This window comes from Tessaracoccus antarcticus, assembly GCF_003688855.1.
GTDB classification, from domain to species: domain Bacteria; phylum Actinomycetota; class Actinomycetes; order Propionibacteriales; family Propionibacteriaceae; genus Arachnia; species Arachnia antarctica.
Window position 1 is genome coordinate 1,036,217 of record NZ_REFW01000001.1, and the last position, 25,651, is coordinate 1,061,867.

Sequence of the window (25,651 nt, forward strand, 5' to 3'; positions counted from 1 at the left end):
ACGGGGGCAAGGCTATCGGGTGGCACCGTTCCAGGGGCAGGGAGGCCCCCACAAACACTCAGCGAAGCAGCGCGAAAGCGGCGACGGCGTCGAGCCGCGGGAAGGTGATGGCCACATCGGCCTGGCGGGCGGTGAGGGGTTTGGCGCAGTACGCCACCCCGAGACCGGCGGCACTCAGCATGGCGAGGTCGTTGGCGCCGTCCCCGACCGCGACAGTCAGGTCCGGATCCACACCATGGGCGGCGGCGAAGCGGACGAGGTCGCGTGCCTTCTGGTCGCGGTCCACGATGGGTCCCACCACCGTGCCGGTCAGGTATTCCACGCCATCGACGACGTGGGTGCCGAGTTCGTTGGCGTTGGAGAAGTCGAGGCCATGACGCTGCGCCATGGGGCCGACGAGCTGGGTGAAGCCGCCTGAGGTCACACCCACCCTGACTCCCGCGGCCTGCGCGGCGGCGACCAGCGCCTCGGCGCCGGGGGCCAGGGTCATCCGGGGACCCACCTCGTCGAGGACGCTCGTGGGCAGGCCCGCCAGGGTGGCCACCCGTTCCCTCAACGACGCGGTGAAGTCCATCTCCCCGCGCATGGCCCGCTCTGTGATCTCGGCCACCCGCTCGCCGGCCCCGGCGTATTCGGCAAGGAGGTCGACGGCTTCGGTGGTGGTGAATGTGGAGTCGACGTCGAGGAGGATGAGCCCGGCCGGTGAGGTCGCGAGGGGACCGGTGATGACGGCCACGGCCACGTCCTGCCCGGCGGTGTCGCGGAGTTGCTGCCGCAGGGTGTCGGGGTCGTCGTGTTCGCGCAGGACGCTGATGACGTGCCCGTAGTCGGTGCCGAGCATCCGGGGTTCACCGGGCTGGGAGGCGAGCGCCACCAGGTCGTCGGAGATGGGCGCGGGGGACACGAGGACGACGCGGATCTGCATGGCCCGAAGGCTACCGGGCCTTCAACGACGAAGGTTCGTGAACATTCCCGTCGGACGGCCGACGGAAATGTTCACGAACCTGTGGGTGTGGGTGGGGGATCAGCTGTCGGCGCTGCCGAGGGTGACCGCCACCGACTTCTCGGCGCCCCCACGCTGGACGCTGAGTTCGAGTTGCTGTCCCACCTCCGCGCTGCGGATGAGGGCCACGAGGGACTCGGAGGAGTTCACGTCGACACCGCCCACGGCTGTGATGACGTCTCCCACCTCGATGCCGGCGTCGGCCGCGGCCGAACCCTTCACCACTTCGGCCACCTGGGCGCCGAGCTGGGCACTGTCGGTGACGTCGCGGGCGCTGACTCCCAGCTGGGCGTGCTTGGCGGTACCTGTCGCGATGAGTTGGTCGGCGATGTAGCGGACCTGGTCGGACCCGATGGCGAACCCGATCCCGATGCTGCCGGACTGTCCGCCGGAGCCGCTGGAGAGGGAGGCGATGGAGCTGGTGATCCCCACCAGTTCACCCGAGGCGTTCAGCAGCGCACCACCCGAGTTGCCCGGGTTGATGGCGGCGCTGGTCTGGATTGCCGCGGTGACGACGACGCCGTTGCTGGAGTCCCCGACTGTGGTGGAGGCCGCCTTGGTGGTGACGGGTCGGTTGAGGGCGGAGACGATGCCCGTTGTCACGGTGTCGGACAGTCCCAGGGGGTTGCCGATCGCCATGACGGGTTCACCCACCACCAGCTTCGAGGAGTCGGCGAAGCTCACGGTCTTCAGCCCCGACGGGGGGCTGTCGATCTTGATGACGGCCAGGTCGGTGGAGGGGTCGGTACCGACCACCTTTGCCTTGAACATCTGGTTGTTGATGAGGACGGCGATCTGCGCACCGGCCCCCGCACCTTCGATGACGTGGTTGTTGGTGACGATGTGGCCCTGCTCGTCGAGGATGACGCCGGAACCCTGGTCGCCGCCCTGGCCGTTGCTCACCTGGATGGCGACGACGGCGTCGGACACGGAACTGGCCACCGCGGCCCAGTTCGGGTTGCTGGGATCTGCCTGCACCACCTGGGAGGACGACGACGCTGCGGCCGTGCCGCTGTCTGTGCCTCCACCCCAACGGTCGACGGTGAGTGCGGCACCTCCCCCGATGCCGGCGGACAGCACGGCCACTGCCAACAGTCCGGCGATCCCGGCGCGCCGCTTCGCGGGGCGGGGTGCGAACACCTGCGGAGCACCGTAGGAGGCGTTGGGTGCCGTGGGGCCGTAGGCGGCCGGCATGGCAGGGCCGGTCGTGGCCCCGGGGCCGCCACCCGACCAGGAACCGGACTGCTGCGGCTGCATTCCCGGCTGCAGATTCTGCGACTGCTGGGGCTGCATGCCCGGCTGCATGTTCTGCGGCTGCTGCGGGTGGGTGAAGCTGGGACGGGGGTTGGTCGGTTCGTTGCTCATCAGATCCTCCAGGGCTGCGTGGCTGATAGGACCAATGAACCCCCGTAAGCTGTGTGTCTCCTGTGTGCGGGCTGATCACTTCCTGTGGGTCGACCACGCGGCGCCGATGAGCATCCGGAGTCGCTGCGACAGCTGCGCGCCTGCCTGGTGCCCGTTCCCCTGAAGCGACCGCGAGTGCGAGCGTCGTGCCCCGGAGGGTCACCACAGCTGAAGGGCCCCTGCGCTACGGCTCAGATGGTGGTGAGCGTGACGGTGTACTGCCTGTCCTGGACGACGACGTTGGTGCGGCCAAGGCGCACGTTCAGTTCCTTGCGGTAGGGCAGGTGCGAGTTGTAGACGCACCACAGCTGGCCGCCGGGGGTCAGGACGCGGGCGGCGTCGTCGAACATGGCGAGGGTGTCCGAGGAGTCCTTCGTGGTTCCCTGGTGGAACGGAGGGTTGGTGACGATGGCGTTGATGCTGCCGTCGGCGTACCCGTCCAGGCCGACCCCCCAGCTTGCCTCGACGCTCAGGTCGTTGGCGGCGGCCGTCTCCAGCGTCGACGCCACGGCGGACCAGGACACGTCGCGGGCCAGCATCCGGTGGCCACGACGGTTGAGGAAGGCGCTGATCACGCCGTTGCCGGAGCCGAAGTCCAGGACCGTGTCGCCCTCCACCTTCAGCTTGCTCAACAGCAGCCGGGTGCCGGGGTCCACCTTGGTGCCGCTGAAGGTGGCGCCGTGGGCAGTCACGACGAGGTTCAGGTCATCGTGGTGGCGCGCCTTGGGCCAGTCGGAGGGGAGGTTGTTGGGGCCGAAGGCCCGCAGGACCCGCGACTTCCTGCGCCCGAGGCTCGCGGAGACCGCCACGAAGTGCTTGCCCAGCACCTCGTTCATGGACAGGTTCATGTGTTTGACCCGGCCACCCGCCAGGAAGGTGACGTCGTCGGCGCCCTGGACGCTGGCGGCCTGCTCGTCGAGTGCGCCCAGCGACTTGGGCAGGTGCGCCCAGGCCAGGTCGACGCCGGACAGGTCGGAGGGGTGCTCCACCAGAAGGGCAGGGTCGACGAGTTGCGCGTCCCGCCAGTCGTCGCACCAGACGCGGACGTCGTCGCTGCGCTCCAGGGCGTGCTCCACGAGGCCGGGGGCGTCGATGACTGCGACGGCACCCGCTACATCAGGGGTTTCGGCAAGGATCATCTCGTCAATCGGGTCCATGGGACCGATCGTCCCACACCCGGGCGCCCGGACGTGATCCCGGCGACGGAGCCCGAGAGCCCCGGGCCTAGACTCCCAGCTGTGATCCTCCATCTTGTACGACACGGCCAGACCATGTGGAACGTGGAGGGGCGGCTGCAGGGACAGACGATGGACGTGCCTCTCACCGAGACAGGGTTCATCGAGGCGGCCCACGCGGCCGCCGAACTGGTGGACAGGCCCCTGACGGCGCTCTGGTCCAGCGACCAGCTGCGGGCGTTGCAGACCGCCGGCGTCGTCGTGGCCCGTCACGACCTGACGGTCCGCGCCACCCCGCTGCTGCGGGAGCAGAGTCTGGGCGACCTCGAGGGCAGGCTTGCCTCCGAGATGACGGAGCAGCCGGTCCCCGACGGGATGGACATCAGCGAGGTCCGCTGGGGTGGTGGCGAGTCGATCGCCGACGTCCATGAGCGGATGCGTGCCCTGGTGGCGGCGCTGCGTGAGGAGTTCGGCGACGACGACGAGGTGGCGCTCGTCTCCCACGGCGACGCCCTGCGCGTCCTGCTGGCGGTGCTGGAGGGAAAAGGCCACCGTGACGTCGACTGGTCGGGCTTCGGCACCGGCTCCGTGCACACCGTGTCCCTGGGTGCTGACACCGATGACGTCCTGGCGCGCACCATCGCGGCCGTGCAGCCCGCGTCCGCCGTCGCCCTGGCGGAGGCGGAGCAGCGCCAGGCGCAGCTCACCAAGCCGCCGGGCAGCCTCGGCGCCCTGGAGGTACTGGCCAACCGGCTCTCCGCCATGGCGGGCCGGTGCCCGGCACCGATCCCCGAGCCGGCCGTGATCGGCCTGTTCGCGGGCGACCACGGTGTCTGCGCGCAGGGCGTCAGCCCGTGGCCGCAGGAGGTGACGGCCTCCATGGTGATGAACATCGCCGGAGGAGGCGCCGCCATCAACGCGCTGGCCCGGCAGGTGGGGGCGTCCCTGCTGGTGACCGACGTCGGCGTCGCCACCGACCACCCCGCCCATCCGGCCATCCGGAACCGTGTGGTGGCCCGTGGCACCCACGACTTCACCGTCGAGCCCGCCATGACGCGCGACGAGGCCCGCGCCGCACTGGCTGTGGGCATCGAGGCCGCCGAGGAGGCCATCGCCGGCGGCGCCCGGTGCCTCCTGACGGGTGAGATGGGCATCGGCAACACCACACCGGCCAGCGCCCTCATCGCCGTGTTCACCCGGACGCGCCCGGCACTCGTGACGGGTCGCGGCGCCGGAGCCGACGACCAGATGTTGTCCGTCAAGACCCAGGTCATCGAACGGGGGCTGAAACTCCACCAGCCGCAGACGGACGATCCGCTCGGGACGCTGGCTGCCATCGGTGGGCTGGAGCACGCAGCCCTGGCCGGTTTCATCCTGGCGGGTGCCGCACACCGGGTGCCGGTGGTCCTCGACGGTGTCATCGCCTGCTCCGCCGCGTGCGTGGCAGCCGCGTTCGCCCCCGCCGTCCGCGACTACCTTGTCTCCGGCCACGCCGGCGCCGAACCCGGGATCCGGACCGCTCTGGCCCACCTGGGCCTGCAGCCCCTCGTCGACCTCGGCATGCGCCTGGGTGAGGGGTCGGGGGCGGCCGTGGCGTTGCCGATGGTGCAGGCCGCTGCGCGCATCATGGCCGAGATGGCCACGTTCGCCGAGGCCGGCATCGAGGCCGGGAGCTGACCGTGGCGGAGTTTCGCGTCGACGTGCCCGAGGATGACGAACTGGCCACCGCCCTGCTGACGGCACTGTCCAGACGTGTACGGGTGGAGCCGATGGAACGAGGGCACGGCACCGCACTGGTGCTGGGTGGCGCGCGCTCCGGCAAGTCCTCCTGGGCCGAAGCACAGCTCCGCGACAGGACCGTGGTGGACTACGTCGCCACGTCGCTGGTAGACGACGACGATCCCGAGTGGCAGGACCGCGTGGCCCTGCACCGCAGCCGCCGACCCGGCAGCTGGCGCACGCTGGAGACCCTCGATGTGGCCGCCGTGGTGCGCGACCCCGATGAGGCGCCGGTGCTGGTGGACTGCCTTGCCCTGTGGCTGTCCCGCACCCTGGACGACGTCGACGCATGGCAGGCCGACGAGGCGGTGTGGCGCCCCGCGCTGGAGCAACGGGTCGATGACCTCGTCGACGCCCTCGGCACCACGTCTCGCGAGGTGATCCTCGTCAGCAATGAGGTGGGCTCCGGGGTGGTGCCCGCCACGGCCTCGGGTCGGATGTACCGCGACGAACTCGGCCGTCTCAACGCCCGCGTGGCCGCGGCCTGCGACGAGTTGTGGCTGTGCGTAGGCGGCTTCGGACGCAGGTGGCGGTGACCGTGGCGCGGATCCCGCACCCGCTGGCTGTGTCGCTGGGGCTGTTCACCACCATCCCCATGCCGTCGGTGGCCACCATCGACCGCCGGCTCGCGGGCCGCGCCATGGCATGGTTCCCCGTGGTGGGCCTGGTGCTGGGGCTGCTCGCGGGTGGAGTCGCGTGGGGCGTCGGTGCACTGGGAGGGCCGCTGCTGGGCGCTGTTCTTGGCCTCGCGACCCTCGCCGCGCTGACCGGAGCCCTCCACCTCGACGGCGTCGCGGACACCGCCGACGGGCTCGGGTCCCGCGCACCGGCGGCGCGGGCGCTGGAGATCATGCGACGCTCCGACATCGGCCCCATGGGGGTCGTCACGCTGCTCTTCGTGCTGCTGGCCGACGTCGCGGCCATCTCCCGCATCATGACCACGGCATCCCTGGTGGCTGGCCCGGTGGCGTTGGCGCTGGCCGTCGTCGCGGGACGCGTGGCCGTCCTCAGTTCCACCACCAGCGCCAACGGGGGCGCCCGGACCGAGGGGTTCGGGGCGTTGTTCCACGGCGTCACCTCCACGGCCATGGCCGTGGGGGGATGCGTCGCCGCCCTGGCGGTCGCCGTGGCCGCGGGGTGGGGTGTCGCCGGGGCGGGTGGGGCGACGGTGTTCTTCGTCGCCGGGGCGTTGGCGCTCGTCGTGGGTTGGGTGTGGCGCAGGTATCTGGCGCGTCGGCTCGGTGGCCTGACGGGCGACACGTTCGGCTCCATCATCGAGGTGACCCAGGTGGTCTTCCTCGTCACGGCCGCAGTCGGCTTCGGCGTCGTTTCCATTTTCTGATCAGGGTCGCCCGACCCGACCCGAACCGACCCGTCCCGACCCGGCGGGGCGATGGGGCTCAGCCGTCGAGCACGGTCCTCCAGGTGCCATGGGTGAGGTCCAGCCTGCCCACGGGTTCGAGGCGGCCCGCGATGTCGTGGGTCTCGTAGCGCAGCAACGAGAGTTCACCCACGCTCCAGGACCTTGTGGGCAGTGGTGCGTCCAGGCGGTCCAGCACGTCGTCCCGCCGCCACTCTCCGGCCCAGTGACCGAGCGTGACGTGCGGCAGGTAGGTCATGCCGTGTTCGGTGGCGCCGTGGTCCAGCAACTGATGGGCACGGGGGAGCCACGGCGATTCGACGGCGAGGTACGGCACCATCGGGAAGCTGCCCCACCCGGTCGCGCTCACTTCCAGGGGCCCCTCCAGTAGTGGACGCAGGCTGCTCAGGTCGTTGGCCAACCGCTCGCCGCCGTATCCGGCCAGCCCGTCGTCCCCCGCCAACCCGCCGAAGGCGACCGTGACGTGGGGCTGCCTCTCGTAGCGGGGCAGCAGCAGGCCATCCAGGCGCGCCCGGGCCGACGTGACAACGTCCCCCACGTCCGGCTGCCGGAGTTCCAGCGCCCACACCAGCGCGTGGGTGCGTCCGCCGTGCCACTCCGGGAAGTCCCGGTCCTGGCAGGAGATGGTGTGGGTGAAGGGGGTCATGAGGGTGCGTGCCCGCTCCCCGACGCGAGCTCCGCCACATCGTGCACGTGGGTGTGCACCTGCCCCCAGACGGCCGGGTCATCAACGGGCCGGAAGTGGCCGCGGCCCTCCAACAGGACGTTCGTGGCCCCCTCGAGGCGGGAGCCGCCGGGAATCATCTGGTCCCACGCCGGTGCCAGGGACACGATCCGGCTGTTGACGTCGCGTTCCTCCGAGAGCCGTCCGAGCTCCAGGTTGGTGGGGGTGAACAGGCCGAGAGGGGAGCGCTGCAGGAAGGGCAGGCGCTGCAACGGCCCGCCGAGCGTGGAGCCGGCGAAGGGGGTGGCCACTGCCACGAGGCCGACGGCCCCGTCGCCCAGCCGCGGGTCAAGGAGCAGCGACTTGCCGATGAGACCCCCCTTGGAATGCGCCACGAGTACAGCGCCGTGGATGTCCTTGTCGGAGAAGAACTGCAGGCACCGCTCCACAGAGTCCTCCAGGGAGGAGATGTTCCAGCCCAGGGTGGCGACGACGTGGACGGGGTGCCCCTGCGACGCCAGGAACCTGCCCATGGGTGCCATGTAGATCCATCGTTCCAGGATTCCGGGGAGCAGCACCACGGGGATGGGTGCGCAGTCAGCAGTGCCGATGGGGAATCCGCCGTGGCGTCGGAACCAGGCCCAACCGGCCCTGGTCTGCGCCAGCCCGGCGTGGCCGACGTCCAGGACGGCGTCGGTGACCTGACCCGCGAGTTCCCTCAGTCGCCGCACGGCGGCAGTCCGGGAGGCTTGGCTCCGGGGGAGCGTCGAACCTGTTCCCCTTCGCCGGTCTTCGTGGGACGTTGTACGCCGGACTTCGCGAGGTCCAGGGCCACTTCTGCCACCTGGGAAGCGCTGGTGTGGATCATCTGGTGGGCGGCACCCTCGACGATGACGACGTTGCCGTTGGTGCAACGCTCAGCGAGGCGACGGCACCAGTCTGGGGGAGCGATGTGGTCGCCAACCCCACCCACCACCGTGATGGGCACGGCGATATCGGGGACGCGATCCTCGATGCGGTAGGTGAGCATGGGGCCGAAGTCGCGCAACAGCCACCGCGGGCCTGAATGGAGGAAACCGCGAATCGAGTCCCAGGCCGATGCAGGCGGCTCCTTGACTGCGGACTCGACGAAGCGCCACATCAGCAGACCGGCGCGGCGTTCGCGATCGTTGACCACGGGTGCGGCCAGCACCGCGGCTCGGGACAGGCCCGGTGCCCGAAGGAGGGCCTCGACGGCCACTTGCGTCCCCATGGAATGGCCCACGAGAACAGGTTCCACGACGTCGAGTGTGCGGATGACCTCGTTCACCACGTGGGCGAACCCCGGGAGCCGGAGAGCGTGATCCGGGTCGTGGGTCTTACCGAACCCCGGCAGGTCGAGCACGAGGACGCGGCCGTACTTGCTGAGTTCCCTGGCGAGCGGACCGAAGTAGCGCGACGAGACCCCGAACCCATGGATGAGGACGAACGCGGGCCCGGTGACCAGGTCGGACTCGAACACCCGCACGTCCATGCCGCGAACGGTGAGGGCGGTCTCCGTGAACTCCGACAATTCCTCCGCAGCGTGCATGTCACGATCGTTGCACACCCGGAAAACCACGAGTGAGCGATGATCCTCGCTGGCTCAGGTCGGTGCGGGTGGTCCTTCGATACGTGAGCTTCTTTCGATACGCCGACTCCTTGGTCGCGCGGCTACTCACGGCGGCGCCCTTCGTCGTGGGGGTCCTCAACGACGCAGCCTCAGACCACCTCTGGCGCCGCCGTCGTCCTGTGCGACGCTCCAGGCCTGCTTCAGGAGCCACACCTGCAGCGGCAGGCGCGCCCAGGCAATGGCCTGCATGGGCCACGGCTTGTTGCGCCAGTTCGCCACCATCTGCATGTTCCCCGGCCACACCGCCGCGTACAGCCCGGCGGCCATGAGGCCGCCGAGCCTGCGGGTGCCCGGGTTGAACATGAGTGCCGACGTCGCCAGTTCCGCAACACCGGAGGCGTGGGTCCAGGTGCGGGGCTTGCCCGGGAGCCAGCCGGGGATGAGGCCGTCGAACACTTCGGGTTTCGCGAAGTGCATCACACCGGCGGCGGCGTTCACCGCCGCCAGAGTCAGTGCCGTCTTGTCGCTCGTCGGCTGTTCGTCAGTCATCGTGCTGGCTCCTTCTTGCGGCGACGCGTCGCCGCACGGGCTGTCACGGGGTGGGTGTGCCGCCGTTGACGTTCAGTGTCTCGCCCACCACGTAGCTCGACTCGGGAGAGGCGAGAAAAACATACGCAGGAGCCAGTTCGGTGGGTTGTCCGGCGCGGCCCAGCGGGGTGTCCTTGCCGAACTTCGGCAGTTTCTCCTTCGGCTGGCCGTCGCTGACCTGCAGCGGCGTCCAGAACGGTCCCGGGGCGACCGCGTTCACGCGGATGCCCTTCGGTGCCAGTTGCTGCGCCAGGCCCTTGGTGAAGTTGTTGATGGCTGCCTTCGTGGACGCGTAGTCGAGCAGGGTGGGCGACGGGTTGTACGCCTGGATCGACGTGGTGTTGATGATCGACGACCCTGCGGGCATGTGCTTCAGTGCGGCCTTGGTGATGCGGAACATGGCGATGATGTTGACCGTGAACGTGTCGGTGAACTGCTCGTCGGTGATGTCCTCGATGCTGTCCTGCGAGATCTGTTTGCCTGCATTGTTGACGAGGATGTCGAGGCCGCCGAGCCCCTCTGCTGCCTTGTCCGCGAGGTTTTCGCAGACCGTCCTGTCGGTGAGGTCGCCGGGCAGCAGCACAGCCGTCCGGCCGGCTTTCTCGATGACACCCTTGACCCATTGGGCGTCCTCCTCCTCGGCGGGGAGGTAGTTGAGGGCCACGTCGGCGCCCTCCTTCGCGAAGGCGATGGCCACGGCTGCCCCGATGCCGGAGTCCGCACCTGTGATGAGCGCACGCCGTCCCTCGAGGCGGCCAGTGCCGCGGTATGAGAACTCGCCGCGATCCGTCTTCGGTTCGAGGTCTGCGTCCAGACCCGGCTCCGGCTGGTCCTGCTTGGGGGGCTCGATGGAGGGGTAGCGGGTGACCGGGTTCTGGAACACCAACTGATCGGTCTCGGTGTGGGCGTCGTCGTGGGCCATGGGGCGTGTCTCCTCTGCGATGCAGTGTTTGGCATTCCAGACTATGACCGCGTCCAGGGCACAAACCCGTGACAGTTTGCCACCCCACCCGTTTGGATGGGGTGTCCCACGGGGTCGGCGAATACCGGCTGGGCAGCACCGAGGGGTGGCCGGGACGGCAGGGCGCCGTCGGGCGTCGCTTTGTCACGATTCCGACGAGATGAACTCTTTCGTTCGTAGAATCAAAAGTGGTTGGCGCCCGGCCATCCTCTGGAAGGAGCAAAGATCGTGATCAAGACACTGTCCGGCATGGGTATCCGTAGCGAGCACGCCTACATTGGCGGCTTCGCCTCCATCGGGCTCAGCGTCCTGTCCTACTTCATCTCCCGCAAGGCGTCCAAGAACCACCCGGAGAGCAAGGCCCAGTCCGACCGCTGGGGGCTGTACGTGGGCGAGTGGGCTCCGACGTTCTTCGCGCTCGGCGTCGCGCTCAAGCTGGAGGAGCACGACCCGAGCTGACCCAGTGAATCCAGAGGGGTGATCCACAGCCCTTCCAACGTGGGCGGGTGCTGGTGCGCCCGCCCATTGTTGTGTCCGGGCGCGGACGCCCGCCAGGGCACCGGTGTGGTCCGACGCTGCGGCGTGCCCATCGCCGCTGGGGTGTTGCCCCCGGAGGAGGCGCGCACCGCGCCGACATATTTGGCATGGCGACGCTTGCACCGCAAGATGGCTCACGACAGCCACTCACCACCACCCGCCCACTTCCTTTGTAGGAGTCACGTCATGCGCCTGGCACCGGTCACGCGGGATCGTGTGCTGATGCAGGCCGTCATCATCCTCGGTGTCGTGCTTCTGCTGTATCCGACGGCTGCCGACTGGTTTTCCTCCAGGCAGCACAACTCCGAGACGTCCGGTTACGTGCAGGCCGTCGAAAAGGTGGCACCCGAGGTGCGGCGGGACCTTCTGGACATCGCCAATGACTACAACTCCCGCATGCCGCAGGGTCCTCTGCGGGACCCCTACGCCGGTGAAATCAGCGCGGAGGAGGAGGGCGCAGCGTACGCCGCCTATGAGCGCATGCTGGAGGCCAGCGCCAATGGTGTGATTGGAAGTCTGGTCTACGAGGGCGTCGGTGTTGACCTCCCGATCTACCACGGGACGGGCGAGGATGTGCTGGCCAAGGGCGTGGGGCACCTGTACGGCTCGTCCCTCCCGGTCGGAGGGCCGGGCACCCACTCGGTGCTCACGTCGCACTCCGGCCTCGTGCACGCCACGCTGTTCTCCAACATGCCCAAGAAGACGGCACTGGGGGACGTGTTCTCCGTGGATGTCCTGGGGGAGCCGCACTACTACCGGGTGGACCAGATCCTGACGGTCCTGCCCAACCAGACCGAGTCGCTCAAGATTGTGGCCAACGAGGACTACATCACCCTCATCACGTGCACCCCCATCGGCATCAATACCCACAGACTGTTGGTGAGGGGGACCCGGATCCCGCCTCCTCTGGTCGAGACTGAGCCCGGATTCTGGGTTCCGGGCGACGGCGTCGTCGCCGGGTTCCCCTGGTGGGCCGTGGGCCTGGGTGCGGGGGTCTTCTTCAGCTTCGCCGTGTTCGCCACCAGGTCGACGCCGCGGCGGCTGCTGGATGCCCCGACAGGGAACTGAGAGGCGTCCATCCGACGCAAACCCCTTGGCTGAGCCCTTGCTGCTCCTGCGCAGTCGAGGAGTTTCTGCACGCCGGGACCATCGCATCGCAGGGTGAGGACATGCTCTGGCGCCTCGTCAATAACGACAATGACTAATTGTTGTGACTCCTAGCGGCTTCGCGGAGGATCGAAGATGACCTCGGGGACAAATGTGACAACTTTGGGAGTCGCCGCTATGGTTTTCCTTGATTGCTGACACTTCAGGGGGATGGTGTCGGACGCTTTGTGGGGATCACTTCGCCGAGGATGGCGCGGCCCTTCGAGGCGTGGCAACGGTGGCATGCAGCCCAACACGGGTGCCATCCAGATCCTCATCCCCAGCATTGTGTTGGCAACCCCAGGTTCCCTGCTCCTGGCCGCTGGTCAGCGTGGGCGTCGGACGATGTAGGTTTCCCCCCCGCTACCACTCGTCGGACGGATCGGGCCGCCCCCCACCGGGGGGCGGCCCTTTTGTCTGCCCACGCTCCGCAGATCGAGTGGTTCGCCGCGGGGTCAGGGATGACACGAGGAGAGGCCACGCGCCGCTGACCCCAGTCGTGTGCCGGGGGGCGTACGGAGGACGACGACGTGGCGCGGTCTGAGATGATGGACGAAGGTGTGATGACGATCATCGGAGTGGGCAATGGAGCAATCTGACGAGTACCGCGAGCCGCCGCCCGCGTGTGAGCAGCCCGACGGCGTCGCCCCGTTCGGGGACGAGCGGACGATGCCGCTGGAGGGACTTGGGCCGGATGTCACCATCCCGGCAGGAGGTTCCCCGTTCAGTGCCTCCGCGGTACCGGAGGACACATTGCCCATCGTTGACCTCTATCCGACGGCGCAGAACTGGTCCGATTCGGCCCCGTACCCGACAGACCAGGCCCCCTGGAACCCTGGGCCTTCGCCCGTTCTGCAGCAGAGAACGATGGCCCCCGATCCGTACCACGGGGCCGCGCGGCAGCCGGAGCAGCAACCACCTCCCTACCCGTTGCCGTACACGCAACAGTCATCGCCCCTGATGCCGGTGGGCCCGTACGGGGCACAGGGCCCCTACATGATGGTCCGCGCGGAGCACCCTCAGGCCACGACCGTGCTGGTGCTGGGGGCTGTCAGCATCGCTGTTCCGGTGCTGTCCTTCGTTGCCTGGTACATGGGCGCCAAAGCCAAGCGGGAGATCGAGAGCGGTGCGCCGTTCGCCTACGCGGGAAACCTGAAGACGGGTCACATCATCGGCAAGGTGATGGGCATCCTCACCATCGTGGGTGGATCGCTCTACGTCCTGCTCATGATCGTCTACGTCGTCGTGATGATCGGCCTCTTGAGCTTGTGAGCACCGTACTCGGGCCCAGACATGCAGAAAGCCCCCGATGCGATGTCGGGGGCTTCCTGGTCCTGCTGGCGGAGGATACGAGATTCGAACTCGTGAGGGCTTGCACCCAACCCGCTTTCCAAGCGAGCGCCATAGGCCACTAGGCGAATCCTCCGTCGCACATGCTACCCAAGATGGAGCCGGGGGACCAAACGGGCGCAGCCGGCCAGGGCGGAAGTGTCCAGGAGGATGCACTGCCCGGTCATTCCAGGCGGACGTGGGGACGTCGACGTCGCGCCGACGTGCGGATCGGTGGCCACAGCGCCCCAAAAGGCGATGAGGCAACGCCATTGTCCATCACCTGCGGATATTAACCGGAACCAGGAAGTATCTGCAGAAAATATATGCGACACAACACTGCGTCAATGTCAAGCCAATTCACAAGAAATCAACTTTGGGAGTTGCATCAATCAACCTTTGGTGTTTAAATGATCCCAGCGCGACAACCTGTGGGACCCGATCAGCAGATCTGGAACCCCGGGACATTCCACTCGGAGCCGCGCTGTACGCAATGCCTCAGGCATTCATTTCCCGGGGGGGAAAACAATGAAGGAAGCGAAGTTCTCTGTGTCCAAACGTAAGGTTGTCGCGATTGTCGGCGCAGCCGCAGCATTTGCCGCAGTGACCGTGTCGGCTGCCACACTGGGTGGCCTTCAGACGGACTCCGTGGGCGCCAACAGCAACAAGGTGTCCGCGCCGGTCAGCAAGGGCGTCGCCCTGAACTGGAGCACGGAATTCAGTGCCAAGGACCAGGCGTATGTCGTCTCGTCAATTGCACTGGCGCCCATCTCCACGGAGGAGAAGATCCCGGAGAAGGCGACCGTTCGCGTCACCCTCACGGATGCTTCCGGCGACGTGCTCGGTGAGTACAACAGTACCGACGGCGCCACGTCGTTCGAGAAGCCGGGCAAGGTCGTCACAGCCCATGACGTCGCGAACGCGTCGGTGGTCATCAACGGCGGAAACGTCACCACCATCGCCGACGAGACTGATTGATCGTCGATCCCATGACCCAGGAGATCCTTCGCCCAGTGGCGGACAACGCGTCGGGGGGCGCCGAGTCTGACACTGTCGCGAGTTCTCCTCGTCATGCGGAGCAGCAACAGCCGAGGACCCGTGGGGGGGTCCGTAAGGTCCTCGGCTGGATGCTGCTCGTGATGCTTGTCGTGGCCATCTGGCCTGCGACGTGGGGGGGACTCACAGGCATCACGGTCGTCAACGGCCACTCCATGGAGCCGGCGTACGAGAACAATGACATGGTCCTCACCCTGCGGCATTCGTCGTACGCGGTGGGGGATGTCGTCTCGTACAAGGTTCCGGAGGGGCAGGATGGCGCCGGGGGGCGTGTCATCCACCGCATCATCGCTGTCGACGACAGCGGCGTGCAGCCCGTGTTCACCACACAGGGGGACAACAATCCCTCGGTGGACCCGTGGCGGTTCAGTACAACCGACATCGTGGGCGAGGCCACGTTGCGCGTACCCCGGATTGGGGGCGCGTTCAACGGGTCGAGTGGACTGATGTTGGGGGCAGTGGTGGGCTTCGCCGTCCTGGTCGTGTTGTGGCCATCGAGGCCGAAGCCGCAGAATGGGGCGCCCACCACCAAGCCCACTCATGAGACGGACTAGACAGGCATGATCATGCTGCGCCGCCGAGCCATGCGACCACGTGTCGTCGTGGCCCTGGCGGCTGCTGGCGTCTTGGCGGCCTCAGTCGTTTTCAGTTCCGCGGGCACACTCGGCGGGCTGCAGACCGATGGGCTGGGTGCCGCCAGTGGCGTCACCCAGCACGTCTCAGCGGTGCAGCTCGAGTGGAACCGCGACGCCCAGGACATGGCCACCCGTCCCAGTTCGCTCCGGCTGACCGTCGACAGCGACCAGTCGTTCGAGCAGGGCGACACAGTCGCCGTCACCGCCACCGGCCCGGGTTCCGACACCTGTTCCGCCAAGGCCACGGTGCCAACACCTTCCACCGTCGTGGATCTCACTTTCCCTGCCTGCGGGGTCATGCTGTGGGAACTCCGTGGCGTGGCCGTCAACATCTCCGGATCCGGCGATGCCACAGCACTGCGAACCAACGTCGGGGCGTTGCAGGGGACGCTCGCGAGCTTCGACGGCGCCGTCGTCCAGCCCGATGCTCCCGCGACACCCGGCTACACCACCGTCCGCACGTCCGGCGTCGACAGACTCACCACACTGCGACTCGGAGTGGGTGACATCACGGCGGATCAGTTGGTGGGTCGCCGCCTCGTTGCCATTCTTGCCACACCGGCCAACGAGGACACACCGTACGTGGGTGTCGTCGGCACCCCCTTCAACAACCAGGGGATCTGGGCCGAGAAGGACGCCCGCACCGCGGTGTCCACCGTGGTGGTCGACCTGACGCGGGTGGCTGGCGGACGGGCACCCAAGGTGGCCGACGTGGCCCGCTACCAACTCATGCTCCTGCAGCCCCAGCGGCTGGGCGCCGACCAGTCGGCCGCCACCACCTACGCCATCATCCCCGGCGGCGGACTCGTGGAGGCAACGGCCCCTGAGCCGAGCCCTACGCCCACGCCCACGCCCACCCCGGGGCCGAGTCCGACCCCGCAGCCCGTGGCCGTGTCCTCGGCCGTGGAACCCGTTGGCCTCGACCCGCGACTGAAGGTCACTGGTCGCTCCTCCCAGAAGCAGGATGAGACCACCCTGCGGTTCTGTCACGAGTTCGACATCTCCAACACCTCGAAGGAGGCCGTCGCCTGGCGCCTGACGTTCGACACCACCAAGCCGCCCATGTGGGGTCTGGACCCCACGGTCGTGGACGGCAACGGCATCGGCACACTGCAGAGCATGTGGGGATTCGAGAAGATCGACTACCAGCGATCCACCGGCCTGTGGAGCGTGGGTGGCGTGAACTACAACAAGGTCCTCGCGGCCGGCCAGTCGGTGACGGTGGGCTACTGCGCCCAGCCGAAGATCCCGGCTGTGGACAGCACCCGCTTCGACAAGCCCCAGGTCTCCCTCGAGCCCGGCAGCACCCAGTACCACGTGCAACTGCGCATGAAGGTGACATCGTCGTTCACGTACCTCGTGCCGTGGGAGGCGGAGATCGATCTCGCCAACTACGTCTGCCCCGCGAGCCTCCCGGCGAACCTGAGCGGGCAGAACGCGGTGCTGACCAGGATCGATGGCACCCGGTACCGCGTGCGGGGCACCGACAACACCTTCAGGTTCGTGTCCAAGGACAAGAAGCAGGACTACGTCTTCCTCGGCTTCAACCCCGTCAGCGACCCCTTCGCTCCCGGCTGCTCGTAGCGGGCGCCACCGCCGAACGCGGTCCCGCCGGAGCGACGGCGCTCACGTCCGTTTCCTACGACCTCTGGGGTGTTGTGCCCACCACGCGCGACTCCCCGGCCGTGAGGCGGACCGCCACGTGGACCGGCGCACCGGAGTCCATGGCGAGATGGTCGATGGAGACCTGACCGAATCGGCAGGACAGCTCGAGGGTGCCGTCTCCCACCCGGATAAGTCCCCAGCCTGAGTCGGTCAGCAGGGGCCACGCCGTGCCCCGCTCGGGCGAGCGGACCTGCAGTGTGGCCGAGGGTGCATCCCAGGAGAGGCCGCTCCAGGCCTGCAGCACGCTCCACCCGGACAGGGCCCGAACGTAGTGGTCGCCGCACTCGATCTGGTTGTAGGGGTTGCGACGTCGCCCGTCGTAGCGTCCCCAGAGGCCGCGCAGGATCTGTTCGGCCTCCTCAGGAAGTCCTTCGCGGATGCAGTGGGCGGCCACTTGCTGTTCGCTGCCCGTCCACACCTCATCGCAGTACCGCGTGGGGACCTCCGGCCTACCACCGAGCGGCCACGTGCACATCAGCAGTCCCGTGTCCTCAGCGTCGGCGAAGGTGCGGTAGGGATTGTCGAAGTCCCGGAACCCGACGCGAAGGTTGTACCGCACCACCGATGTCAATGCAGTGCGCACATGCTCAGCCGGCAGCACGTACCCCAGTCCCAGGTGGTGCGCCCACCACTGCCCGATGAGCTGGTCCGACAGGCATCCGGATTCCCATTGGTACTGGGGCGGGTCACCGTCCTCGAGGACCTGGGTGAAGTATTGGCCGTTGAACAGTGCGTCGTCGTAGCCGCGGCTCCCGAGGATGAATCGATCGCGGCACCATGCGACCTCGTCGTCACGGCCCAGGAGTGCCCCCATCTCCTCCATGGCCCGCAGGGCGGCCAACCACAGCGTCCCCATGAAGGGGTTGAGTCCGGCCAGGTCGATGTCGTGGGTGGAGGGCTGGATGCCGTGCAGCATGCCGCTGCCGTCGGGATCCCACCTTCCCGCGATGTAGTCCATCAGGAGGTGCAGACGGGGCCAGTAGCGCTCCAGCCATGGCAGCCCGGCGCCCTTGCGGACTTCGCGAAACAACTTCAGCACCGTGCTGAGCATCCCGTCCAGCGCGGGTTCGCCGGGGCCGCCGATGTCCCGATCCCACAGCTGGGGCAGGTGGGTGGGGGAGAGCACCCGGTGGGGGATGAATCCCTGTGGCGCCTGCATGATGTCCAGCTCGCATTCGCGCATGTCCCGCTCGATCTCCGGGAAGAGATCCGCGACGCCCTGGGCGTAGGCGAACACGTGGGTGCAGTTGAGGGGGCAGGACCCACCGACGTTCCCGGACCACATGGGGGTGGAGGCTCCCTGCACGCCCTCGAAGCCGAAGAAGTGGCCGTCAGCGGTGCGGAAAAAACTGGGACTGCGGATGATCGAGGCCTGCGCGGCCATGTGTTCCAGCGCCTCGTCGTCCAGTGAACTCTCACCCAGTGCCGAGGTCCACTCCCGCGAGATCCGCTCCAGGTCCTCCCATTCGTGCTGGACGCGTGCCGCCACCGCGACGGCGTCGGCGTACTGCGTGGTGTAGTGGTTCCCCAGGAGGAACCGCGTGGCCCCCCATTCGGGGCGGATGCCACCGAACTGCGTGAAGTTGACGTGACGATTCGGGAAATGCCAGGCCAGGGCGAAGCGTACGGTGACCGTTTCACCCGCCTCCACGAAGAACTGGGCCGCCAGGCCGCCGTTCCAGGTGCTTCCCGTGGGGCTGGCCGCTGGTGTGGTGAACGTGCCCGACGGCTGCGGGTCGGCCATGTCCCTCGGCATGTGGTCCCAGTCGTTCGGCCCGAACGGCTGGCGGGACCGGAGGAAGCTGAGGAACTGCTCCGTGCTGGAGAATTGGGGGAGCGCCGTGGTCAGGGGCGCATCAGCCGTCAGCACCATTTGCCCCGCACCCGGATGGTCGACAGGCAGGGTGTGGTTCTCCATGATGAGGGACGTCCAGCCCTCGGAGCGGTCCACCCGGTTGGTGTTGCCCCCGTAGCCCGGATGCCGAATGCCGTCCGGGGGAAGGATCCCGTCGCCCCCGACGGCGTTCTGCAGTGCACCTCCGAGCCACCCGTTCACCGGCACCACACCCGTGTTGGTGATGGTGAAGGTGAACATGGCCACCGGAATCGAGCTGCGGTCAAGATCCAGCGGGGCCATGGGCGTGAACGCCTCCAGGCTGATGCGTACCGGCAGGGATTCGTCCTCGTAGTCCACCGTGGCGAACGGGTAGGTGCCGGAGAACGTCGTGGCGGTGACCCCCTCCGCGTGGGACAGGAGGTCCCTCTGCCAGTGCGGGACGTGGTCGTCGTTGACCAGCGGTGTCTGCGTTCCGGATACAGGTCCCGGCGGTGCCTGGAGCACACGCACCTCGTTGAACGGGGGTTCCCACTGCGAGATGCGCACGGCGAAGAACGATCCGGGCAGTTCGCCCAGGTGGTTGCCGGTGTTGTGCAGTTGCCACTGGCGCAGGGACCCGTCGGCGCACAGCGAGACGTTGCCCGTGCCGATGCCGCCGAGCGGCATGGCGATGTGTCGTGCGTCCTCGTGAGGTGTCCGTCGGGTGCTGCGGGTGGGTGGCATGGCGGAGCTCCTGTGTCGTCGGGGATGGGGGCAACGGTCTCGATCCAGCGCCCCGTCCTGGTTGACGAGTGCAGAAAACGATTTCACACGACGGTATGCGCGGCGAAGGGGTGTGTCAAGGGTCAGATGGGTGACGAAACGCCGCCCCAAGAGTGCGGTGGGGCTGGAGTCGCACGTCAGGATCCTTTGATATCTGACCGTTTGCGCTCGTTGTCGCCCGCGAGGGGGCAGGGCGACCTCGCTATCGCCACGGAAAAACCGACCGTTGACAGCCCAGCGGCGTTGACCTACATTTGAGAAAACGATTACTTGAGGTTTCTCAGCGACAGTGGTGTCGCAGATATGAGGAGTAGATCCATGACACGGTACGGCGACTACGGTTCCAGCCTCCGCGACCTTCCACGGTTGCGGTCCACCCGACGACGACGTGTGTCGTCCTACGACGTCACGGGCGGCAACGAGGATCGCGTGACCCTGCAGCCGGGGGACACGGCGGAACTGGCCGACATCCGGGGAGCCGGAAGCGTCAACCACATCTGGATGACGGTTGCCCCCATGCTGCCGCCCGGTCCTGACACGCCGGACAACGATTTCATGCGCAAGCTCGTGCTGCGCGCCTACTGGGACGGGAACGAGCACCCGAGCGTCCTCGTGCCGCTGGGGGACTTCTTCGGCGTGGGGCATGGGCGGACCACGAACTTCGCGTCGCTGCCCCTGCAGATGAGCCCGCAGGACGGCAAGTCGCTCAACTCGTTCTTCCACATGCCGTTTGCGGACGGGGCGCGCTTCGAGATCACCAACGAGTGCGAGGACCTGGTGTTGTGGTTCTACTACTACATCGACTACGAGGCCTTCGACGAGCTCGAGGACGGCATCGGTCGCTTCCACGCCTCATGGCACAGGGAGAACCCCTGCGGCGGGGAGGAGCAGGGGGACAGGAGCAACGGTGAGTTCCTCTTCGGCGGGAACAACACCACCGGCGACGGCAACTACACGATTCTCGACACCCGCGGACGGGGGCACTACGTGGGGTGCACGTTCAACGTCACGAACCTGCGTCACACGGAAGCCTGGAACTGGTACGGGGAGGGGGACGACATGATCTTTGTCGATGGCGAGTCCTGGCCCCCGAACATTCACGGCACCGGTACGGAGGACTACTTCAACACCGCGTGGTGCCCGTCAGAGGCGTACCAGTCCAACTATCACGGCATCACCATTCCGGGTGGTCCCAACTGGTCGGGACAGATCTCCATGTACCGGTTCCACATCGAGGACCCCGTCACGTTCCAGGAGTCGGTGCGCGTGACCATCGAGCACGGACACAACAACGCACGCAGCGACGAGATCTCGTCGGTGGCCTACTGGTACCTCGACAGGATCGACGAGACGCTCACGCTTCCGCCGGCCGCCCAACGCGTTCCACGGTTGGGCTGACCGCTGCACCCGGCCCCGGCGTGCAGTCCGGGGCACCACCTGACCATGGGGACATGGGTCAGGGACACATTGACACCCGCACAGCCGCGGGTCGACCTCAGGGAGATCACGATCATGCAACCCACCATCACTCGACGACACCTGCTGGGGACCAGCCTCGGTCTCGCCGCGGCCAGCGTTCTGACGGCCTGCGGCTCCGGGACACCCGGGGAGCCCGCCCCCACCGGTTCAGCTCCGGCTTCGGATGGAGCCACCGAGGCGGCAGCCGCGGTCACCATCCAGTTCTGGCACCGCACGTTCACCCCCGTGGAGAACGACTGGTACACGGGCATCATCAAGCAGTTCAACGAAGCGCAAACCGCTGTGAAGGTGGTGGGCACCGAGGTCCCGGCGGACGCGTGGGACCAGAAGATGAAGGCCGCCCAGGCCGCGGGCAAGGCGCCTGACGTCTACACGCACCCCGGGTCCATCCAGGACGCCGTCACAGCCGGGCAGCTCCACGAGCTCGACTCTGTCGTCCCGGCCGAGGCCCTCGCCGAAATCATCGACGCTGCCAAGCCCGTGTCCGAGAAGGACGGGAAGTACTACGCCTACCCGCTGCTGCTGGAGCCCCAGGGTGTTTTGTTCTGGAACAAGGACATGATGGAGGCTGCCGGTCTGGACCCCGAGAAGGGGCCCAAGACCTGGGACGAGTTGTTCGGGATGTGCGAGAAGATCAAGCCGACCCTCCAGAAGGGGCAGTACTGCATCTCCCCGGCCCAGGACGCCGTCACGTTCGCCTGGTCGAGCGTCGGTCAGCAGTACAACTTTGCCGGCCACACCGCGTTGAAGGATGACTGGACCGGGGCGGCAGTGGAGGATCCGGGCTACGAGGCACTCATCGCCGTCTACAAGAAGCTGTGGGACAACGACTACATGCCCAAGCAGCCGTTGGCGGCCTACGTCGAGGGCAAGGACTTCGGCGAGAAGAAGGTGGCCTTCAAGATCTCCGGTTCCTGGATGCTGTCCGAGATCGGCTCCGACTACCCGGACCTGCTCATGAAGACCGGCATCGGGGCCCTCCCCAACTCGCCGGATGCCGGGGATCGCACTGCCACGACGCTCGGCAACTTCAAGTGGGTGATCGACGCCAAGGCCAAGGACCCGCAGGCCGCCGGTGACTTCCTCTCCTGGGCCATCGCGGGCGACCCTGCCCTCCTCGTGCCGTTCTTCGTCACGACGCAGTTCACCAAGGTGCCGGTGCGCGACTCCGTGCAGAAGGCCGTGGCGAGCGACGAGAAGGCAGCCAAGGCCCCGTGGGTGAAGGTGATCACCGACGAGATCGCACCCACTGCCATCCCCGAGCCCAGCTACCCCTGGGACGTCTCCGTCGCGGTGGGTACCGCCATCGAGGCCGGCATGAAGGGGGCCTCGCCCATTCCTGCGGCGCTGGCCACGGCAACGAAGTCGATCCAGACCGTGGTCGACAGGGAAGGCCTCGCCGCCAAAGCCCCCAAGTGACGGGGGGTGAACCGCCTGCCATGACCCGCCCCGCGTGAGGCAACGACCCATCCTGAAAGGAGGCCCCTGTGACCAGCAGCACTGCAGAACGCTCGCCCAGCCGTCGGGCCGGCCGTCAACGACACGACACATTCCGCTACCGGGACGGGAAGGTGGCGTACCTGCTCATCCTTCCCGTGATGATCCTGCTCGGCATCTTCGTGCTCTGGCCTGCGGTCTACGCGGGGTACCTGTCCTTCCAGAACTGGAGCTTCTACAAGGATCCGGAGTTCGTGGGATGGAAGAACTTCACCGACGTGCTGAAGGATCCCCTCTTCTACGCCACCATCCGTCGTGGATTCATGTTCGTCCTCATGACGGTGCCCGTCATGCTGGTGCTGGCCTTCCTGTTCTCGAGCCTCGTGGTGAGCGTGTCTGGCCGGTTCGCGGGCGTGCTGAAGGTCAGCATCTACATCCCGACCATCATCTCCACCGTCATCACCTCCATCGTGTTCGTGCTGATCTACGACTACTCCGGCGGCCTGTTGAACTGGGTGCTGGCGTACTTCTCCATCGACCCGGTCGCGTGGATCGGTGACCCTGCCTGGGCGTTGCTGGCCATTGCCGTGCCCGCCATCTGGTTGGGCATGGGGCTGACGTCGTTGATCATGGTGGCCGCCATGGTGGACATACCGCAGGAGTTCTACGAGGCGGCGGCCATGGAGGGGGCGAACTGGTGGCAGAAGACCCTCTACATCACGCTCCCGCAGATGAAGAACATCATTTTGTACCTGCTGATCACCGGGTTCGTGGCGGCCATCCAGCAGTACGAACTGCCGCTGGTCATGACGGGCGGTGGCCCCCTGGACTCGACGACACTGCCAAACCTGTTCATCTTCAACCACTTCCGCAACGACGTGAACGTCGGCTACTCCATTGCCGCGGCGCTGCTGCTCTTCGTGGTCCTCGGAACGGTGTCGGCCGTGGTGTTCCGCATCCTGAACTCCGAGAAGCTGGTGGACTGAGATGAGAACTGCCGTCGTGCCTGCGCGCAAACACCACCACACCCCGGCCTGGTGGGTGGGGTCGGTCCTCAAAGTGCTCGTGGGGCTGGTGTTCCTCGTCGCCGCGCTCTTCCCCCTGGCCTGGATGGTGATTGCCGGATTCAAGTCGAAAACCGAGGTGATCGCCACACCGTTCCAGTTCTTCCCGGAAGTCTGGAAGGTCGAGAACTACACCCAGATCCTGAGCGACCCCAGTTTCCTTCTCACCATGGGGTGGACGTCGCTGGGTGCCCTGCTGTTCACGGTGCTCGGGCTGACGGTGAACTCGTTGGCTGCCTACGCCTTCGCCCGCCTGGAGTTCCGGTTCAAGCGCACGCTGTGGGTCATCCTCATCGGCACCATGTTCATTCCTGGCATGACCATCCTGCTGACCAGCTTCATCGTCGTGACGAGGCTGCAGATGCTCGACACCCTGGCCGTGCTCGTGGTGCCGGGGGCAGCCAGCGCAGGGGTCGTGTTCTTCATCCGGCAGTTCTACCTGAACATCCCCTCCAGCCTTGAGGAGGCAGCCATGCTGGATGGCTGCGGCCGGTTCAGCATCTTCATCCGGCTGTTCCTTCCCTTGTCGAAGCCCCCGTTCGTCGTGATGGGGATCACCTCGTTCCTGGCGTACTGGAACTCCTACGTGTGGCCCATCCTGACCATCACCTCGCCCGAGAAGTTCGTCCTGCAGCAGTACCTGGCCACGTTCAGGTCAGAGCGCAGCACCGAACTCGGCCTCCTCATGGCGGGCTCCACCCTGGCCGCGGCGCCCGTTGTGATCCTCTTCCTCATCTTCCAGCGCCAGATCATCGGCAACATCAAGATGGCCGGTCTGAAGTGAGAGGACAGCCAGGCGGACTCGTGGAAGCGAAGCGGTACTGTGATCCGGGGTTGGTCCGGCGTCACGACATTGCCGGGATCGCGACTCGCCAGCGCCACTGGGACCCAGACCAGTCCCGGCGCCCCAAGGAGTGCGGTGCACCCCAGCCTGCAGGGCAGCGCGCAGTGGGGGACGTCGGATTGTTGTCGGAGAATTCTGCACAGGGATGGGGCGAGATGATCGTGAGTGTGGGTGTCACCAAGATGCACTGCGTGGCCGCGATTGCCGGAAACCCTCGGAGGGCTTTGCCGTGAGCGACGACCTCAGACCCCGTCGCGAGGCGACCATCACCGACGTCGCCCGAGCCTCTCGGGTGTCACCCGCCACGGTCTCTCGGGTACTGAACGGGAATCCCCGCGTGGCGCCTGAACTCGTCAAACGTGTGGAGGCTGCCGCGCTGGAGGCCAACTACCGGCCCAACTTCGCGGGCCGGGCGTTGCGTCGGCAGAAGTCCGACCTCTTCGCCGCCATCATCCCCGACGTGCGGAACCCGTTCTTCGTGCGCCTCATGGAGGCTTTTGAGAAGGTCGCCAACGCGGAGGGGTTCTCCGTGGTCCTGTGCAACTCCCATGAGGACGCCGCATCGGAGAAGGCGGCCATCGACACCGTCATCGCGCACCGCGTCTCCGGCGTTCTCATCGCGGCCGCCGTTCCGCGTGCCTCACAGATGCGGCCCTTCGAGCGTGCGGGGATCCCCGTGATCACCGTCGACCGTCAGATCGACGGGTTCGCGGGCGACTGCGTCTCGGTCGACAACATCATGATTGGTCGGCTCGCCGCGGAGCATCTCGTCGCGCAGGGACGCACGAGGCCGCTGGTGCTGAACCACACCATTGACCTCTCGCCGATGCGGGACCGGGAACTCGGGTTCCGGACATCAATGGCGGCACTCGGTCACCCCGTTCCCGACGAGCGCGTCCACCGTCTGCTGTTCGACGACGGACGGCCCCAGGCGGCGGCCCGCCTGCTTCACGAGGCCTCGGCGCACTTCGACTCCGTGTTCGCCACCACGAACACGCTCACGGGGGAGGCGTTCTTCGCATTGCGGGGCCAGGGGCGTCTCATCGGCCCGGAGGTGGGGCTCGTGGGTGTGGATGACGACCGCTGGAACGTGATGGTGGAACCCCAGGTCACCGTGGTGGACCAACCATCCGCACAGCTGGGTGCCTGGGCCGGTCAGCTGCTGGCCACTCGGGCCCGCGGCACCGACATGGAGAATGCCCGCATCATTTTGGACCCCGTGCTGCGCGCCCGGGCCAGTTCTGTTCGTACCTGAGCGCACCGCCCACCGCAACGGGCGCCAATGGAGGCGCCCGCGACCCCCACATTGATGGA

General features: G+C 67.2%; 23 protein-coding genes and 1 tRNA gene. 14 read left to right on the top strand and 10 right to left on the bottom strand.

The window, feature by feature from the left end; all coding sequences use genetic code 11:
* Positions 1 to 58 precede the first annotated feature (58 nt).
* The 3 genes from serB to EAX62_RS04475 all read right to left on the bottom strand — a co-directional run bounded on the left by serB (position 59) and on the right by EAX62_RS04475 (position 3,564).
* A complete protein-coding gene (gene serB / locus EAX62_RS04465) occupies positions 59 to 925 on the bottom strand; it encodes a phosphoserine phosphatase SerB (RefSeq protein ID WP_121900412.1) in 867 nt (288 codons plus the stop codon).
* 99 nt (positions 926 to 1,024) lie between these two features.
* Complete coding sequence (locus tag EAX62_RS04470) at positions 1,025 to 2,368, bottom strand: S1C family serine protease (RefSeq protein ID WP_233557807.1); 1,344 nt, start codon at positions 2,366 to 2,368, stop codon at positions 1,025 to 1,027.
* A gap of 230 nt (positions 2,369 to 2,598) precedes the next feature.
* Positions 2,599 to 3,564, bottom strand: coding sequence for a class I SAM-dependent methyltransferase (locus EAX62_RS04475; RefSeq protein WP_158600521.1), 966 nt, complete (start codon positions 3,562 to 3,564; stop codon positions 2,599 to 2,601).
* An 81-nt stretch (positions 3,565 to 3,645) separates the two neighbouring features.
* Here EAX62_RS04475 and cobT point away from each other — a divergent pair, with 81 nt between their 5' ends.
* Genes cobT through EAX62_RS04490 form a run of 3 tightly spaced genes read left to right on the top strand, consistent with a single transcriptional unit; the run spans position 3,646 to position 6,703 of the window.
* The gene (gene cobT / locus EAX62_RS04480; RefSeq protein WP_147454005.1) at positions 3,646 to 5,259 is read left to right on the top strand and encodes a nicotinate-nucleotide--dimethylbenzimidazole phosphoribosyltransferase; all 1,614 of its coding nucleotides are present in this window, start codon (positions 3,646 to 3,648) and stop codon (positions 5,257 to 5,259) included.
* Between the two features lie 2 nt (positions 5,260 to 5,261).
* Complete coding sequence (cobU, locus tag EAX62_RS04485; RefSeq protein WP_233557808.1) at positions 5,262 to 5,897, top strand: bifunctional adenosylcobinamide kinase/adenosylcobinamide-phosphate guanylyltransferase; 636 nt, start codon at positions 5,262 to 5,264, stop codon at positions 5,895 to 5,897.
* Entirely contained in the window at positions 5,864 to 6,703 is an 840-nt protein-coding gene (locus tag EAX62_RS04490) for an adenosylcobinamide-GDP ribazoletransferase (RefSeq protein WP_233557809.1), read from the top strand. The genes cobU and EAX62_RS04490 overlap by 34 nt, the downstream gene beginning before the upstream one ends.
* A gap of 58 nt (positions 6,704 to 6,761) precedes the next feature.
* Here EAX62_RS04490 and EAX62_RS04495 read toward each other — a convergent pair whose 3' ends face one another.
* The 5 genes from EAX62_RS04495 to EAX62_RS04515 all read right to left on the bottom strand — a co-directional run bounded on the left by EAX62_RS04495 (position 6,762) and on the right by EAX62_RS04515 (position 10,507).
* On the bottom strand, positions 6,762 to 7,388 hold the full coding sequence (locus tag EAX62_RS04495; RefSeq protein ID WP_121900415.1) for a 2'-5' RNA ligase family protein: 627 nt from the start codon (positions 7,386 to 7,388) through the stop codon (positions 6,762 to 6,764).
* Positions 7,385 to 8,137 carry an esterase/lipase family protein gene (locus EAX62_RS04500; RefSeq protein WP_121900416.1) on the bottom strand — a complete coding sequence of 251 codons (753 nt, stop codon included), beginning with the start codon at positions 8,135 to 8,137 and terminating at the stop codon, positions 7,385 to 7,387. The genes EAX62_RS04495 and EAX62_RS04500 overlap by 4 nt, the downstream gene beginning before the upstream one ends.
* Positions 8,125 to 8,976: an alpha/beta fold hydrolase gene (locus EAX62_RS04505; protein WP_147454006.1), complete on the bottom strand. Its 852-nt coding sequence runs from the start codon at positions 8,974 to 8,976 to the stop codon at positions 8,125 to 8,127. The genes EAX62_RS04500 and EAX62_RS04505 overlap by 13 nt, the downstream gene beginning before the upstream one ends.
* Positions 8,977 to 9,132: 156 nt before the next feature.
* A complete protein-coding gene (locus EAX62_RS04510) occupies positions 9,133 to 9,546 on the bottom strand; it encodes a DoxX family protein (RefSeq protein ID WP_199711115.1) in 414 nt (137 codons plus the stop codon).
* Between the two features lie 43 nt (positions 9,547 to 9,589).
* The gene (locus EAX62_RS04515) at positions 9,590 to 10,507 is read right to left on the bottom strand and encodes an SDR family oxidoreductase (RefSeq protein ID WP_121900418.1); all 918 of its coding nucleotides are present in this window, start codon (positions 10,505 to 10,507) and stop codon (positions 9,590 to 9,592) included.
* Positions 10,508 to 10,774: 267 nt separating this feature from the next.
* Between EAX62_RS04515 and EAX62_RS04520 the strand changes: the two genes are divergently transcribed.
* The 3 genes from EAX62_RS04520 to EAX62_RS04530 all read left to right on the top strand — a co-directional run bounded on the left by EAX62_RS04520 (position 10,775) and on the right by EAX62_RS04530 (position 13,501).
* Complete coding sequence (locus tag EAX62_RS04520; RefSeq protein WP_121900419.1) at positions 10,775 to 11,005, top strand: hypothetical protein; 231 nt, start codon at positions 10,775 to 10,777, stop codon at positions 11,003 to 11,005.
* Between the two features lie 264 nt (positions 11,006 to 11,269).
* Positions 11,270 to 12,151 carry a class C sortase gene (locus EAX62_RS04525; RefSeq protein WP_121900420.1) on the top strand — a complete coding sequence of 294 codons (882 nt, stop codon included), beginning with the start codon at positions 11,270 to 11,272 and terminating at the stop codon, positions 12,149 to 12,151.
* 663 nt (positions 12,152 to 12,814) lie between these two features.
* Complete coding sequence (locus tag EAX62_RS04530) at positions 12,815 to 13,501, top strand: hypothetical protein (RefSeq protein WP_121900421.1); 687 nt, start codon at positions 12,815 to 12,817, stop codon at positions 13,499 to 13,501.
* A gap of 66 nt (positions 13,502 to 13,567) precedes the next feature.
* On the opposite strand, the gene EAX62_RS04535 is transcribed toward EAX62_RS04530, so the two are convergent.
* Positions 13,568 to 13,655, bottom strand: a tRNA-Ser gene (locus tag EAX62_RS04535).
* A 452-nt stretch (positions 13,656 to 14,107) separates the two neighbouring features.
* Between EAX62_RS04535 and EAX62_RS04540 the strand changes: the two genes are divergently transcribed.
* From EAX62_RS04540 to EAX62_RS17305, 3 genes are read left to right on the top strand one after another with little or no spacing between them, the layout of a single operon-like run.
* The gene (locus EAX62_RS04540; RefSeq protein ID WP_121900422.1) at positions 14,108 to 14,536 is read left to right on the top strand and encodes a hypothetical protein; all 429 of its coding nucleotides are present in this window, start codon (positions 14,108 to 14,110) and stop codon (positions 14,534 to 14,536) included.
* An 11-nt stretch (positions 14,537 to 14,547) separates the two neighbouring features.
* The gene (locus EAX62_RS04545; RefSeq protein ID WP_147454007.1) at positions 14,548 to 15,168 is read left to right on the top strand and encodes a signal peptidase I; all 621 of its coding nucleotides are present in this window, start codon (positions 14,548 to 14,550) and stop codon (positions 15,166 to 15,168) included.
* Positions 15,169 to 15,180: 12 nt separating this feature from the next.
* A complete protein-coding gene (locus EAX62_RS17305; RefSeq protein WP_147454008.1) occupies positions 15,181 to 16,833 on the top strand; it encodes a hypothetical protein in 1,653 nt (550 codons plus the stop codon).
* Positions 16,834 to 16,888: 55 nt separating this feature from the next.
* On the opposite strand, the gene EAX62_RS04555 is transcribed toward EAX62_RS17305, so the two are convergent.
* Complete coding sequence (locus EAX62_RS04555) at positions 16,889 to 19,474, bottom strand: GH116 family glycosyl-hydrolase (protein ID WP_121900425.1); 2,586 nt, start codon at positions 19,472 to 19,474, stop codon at positions 16,889 to 16,891.
* A gap of 357 nt (positions 19,475 to 19,831) precedes the next feature.
* Between EAX62_RS04555 and EAX62_RS04560 the strand changes: the two genes are divergently transcribed.
* The 5 genes from EAX62_RS04560 to EAX62_RS04580 all read left to right on the top strand — a co-directional run bounded on the left by EAX62_RS04560 (position 19,832) and on the right by EAX62_RS04580 (position 25,592).
* Positions 19,832 to 20,911 (top strand): glycoside hydrolase family 172 protein, encoded by a 1,080-nt coding sequence (locus EAX62_RS04560; protein ID WP_121900426.1) that lies wholly within the window; start codon positions 19,832 to 19,834, stop codon positions 20,909 to 20,911.
* 114 nt (positions 20,912 to 21,025) lie between these two features.
* Positions 21,026 to 22,411 carry an ABC transporter substrate-binding protein gene (locus tag EAX62_RS04565; RefSeq protein WP_121901018.1) on the top strand — a complete coding sequence of 462 codons (1,386 nt, stop codon included), beginning with the start codon at positions 21,026 to 21,028 and terminating at the stop codon, positions 22,409 to 22,411.
* A gap of 68 nt (positions 22,412 to 22,479) precedes the next feature.
* On the top strand, positions 22,480 to 23,415 hold the full coding sequence (locus EAX62_RS04570) for a carbohydrate ABC transporter permease (protein WP_121900427.1): 936 nt from the start codon (positions 22,480 to 22,482) through the stop codon (positions 23,413 to 23,415).
* Position 23,416: 1 nt separating this feature from the next.
* Complete coding sequence (locus EAX62_RS04575; protein WP_121900428.1) at positions 23,417 to 24,277, top strand: carbohydrate ABC transporter permease; 861 nt, start codon at positions 23,417 to 23,419, stop codon at positions 24,275 to 24,277.
* Between the two features lie 289 nt (positions 24,278 to 24,566).
* Positions 24,567 to 25,592: a LacI family DNA-binding transcriptional regulator gene (locus EAX62_RS04580; RefSeq protein WP_158600523.1), complete on the top strand. Its 1,026-nt coding sequence runs from the start codon at positions 24,567 to 24,569 to the stop codon at positions 25,590 to 25,592.
* The last annotated feature ends 59 nt before the right edge of the window (positions 25,593 to 25,651 follow it).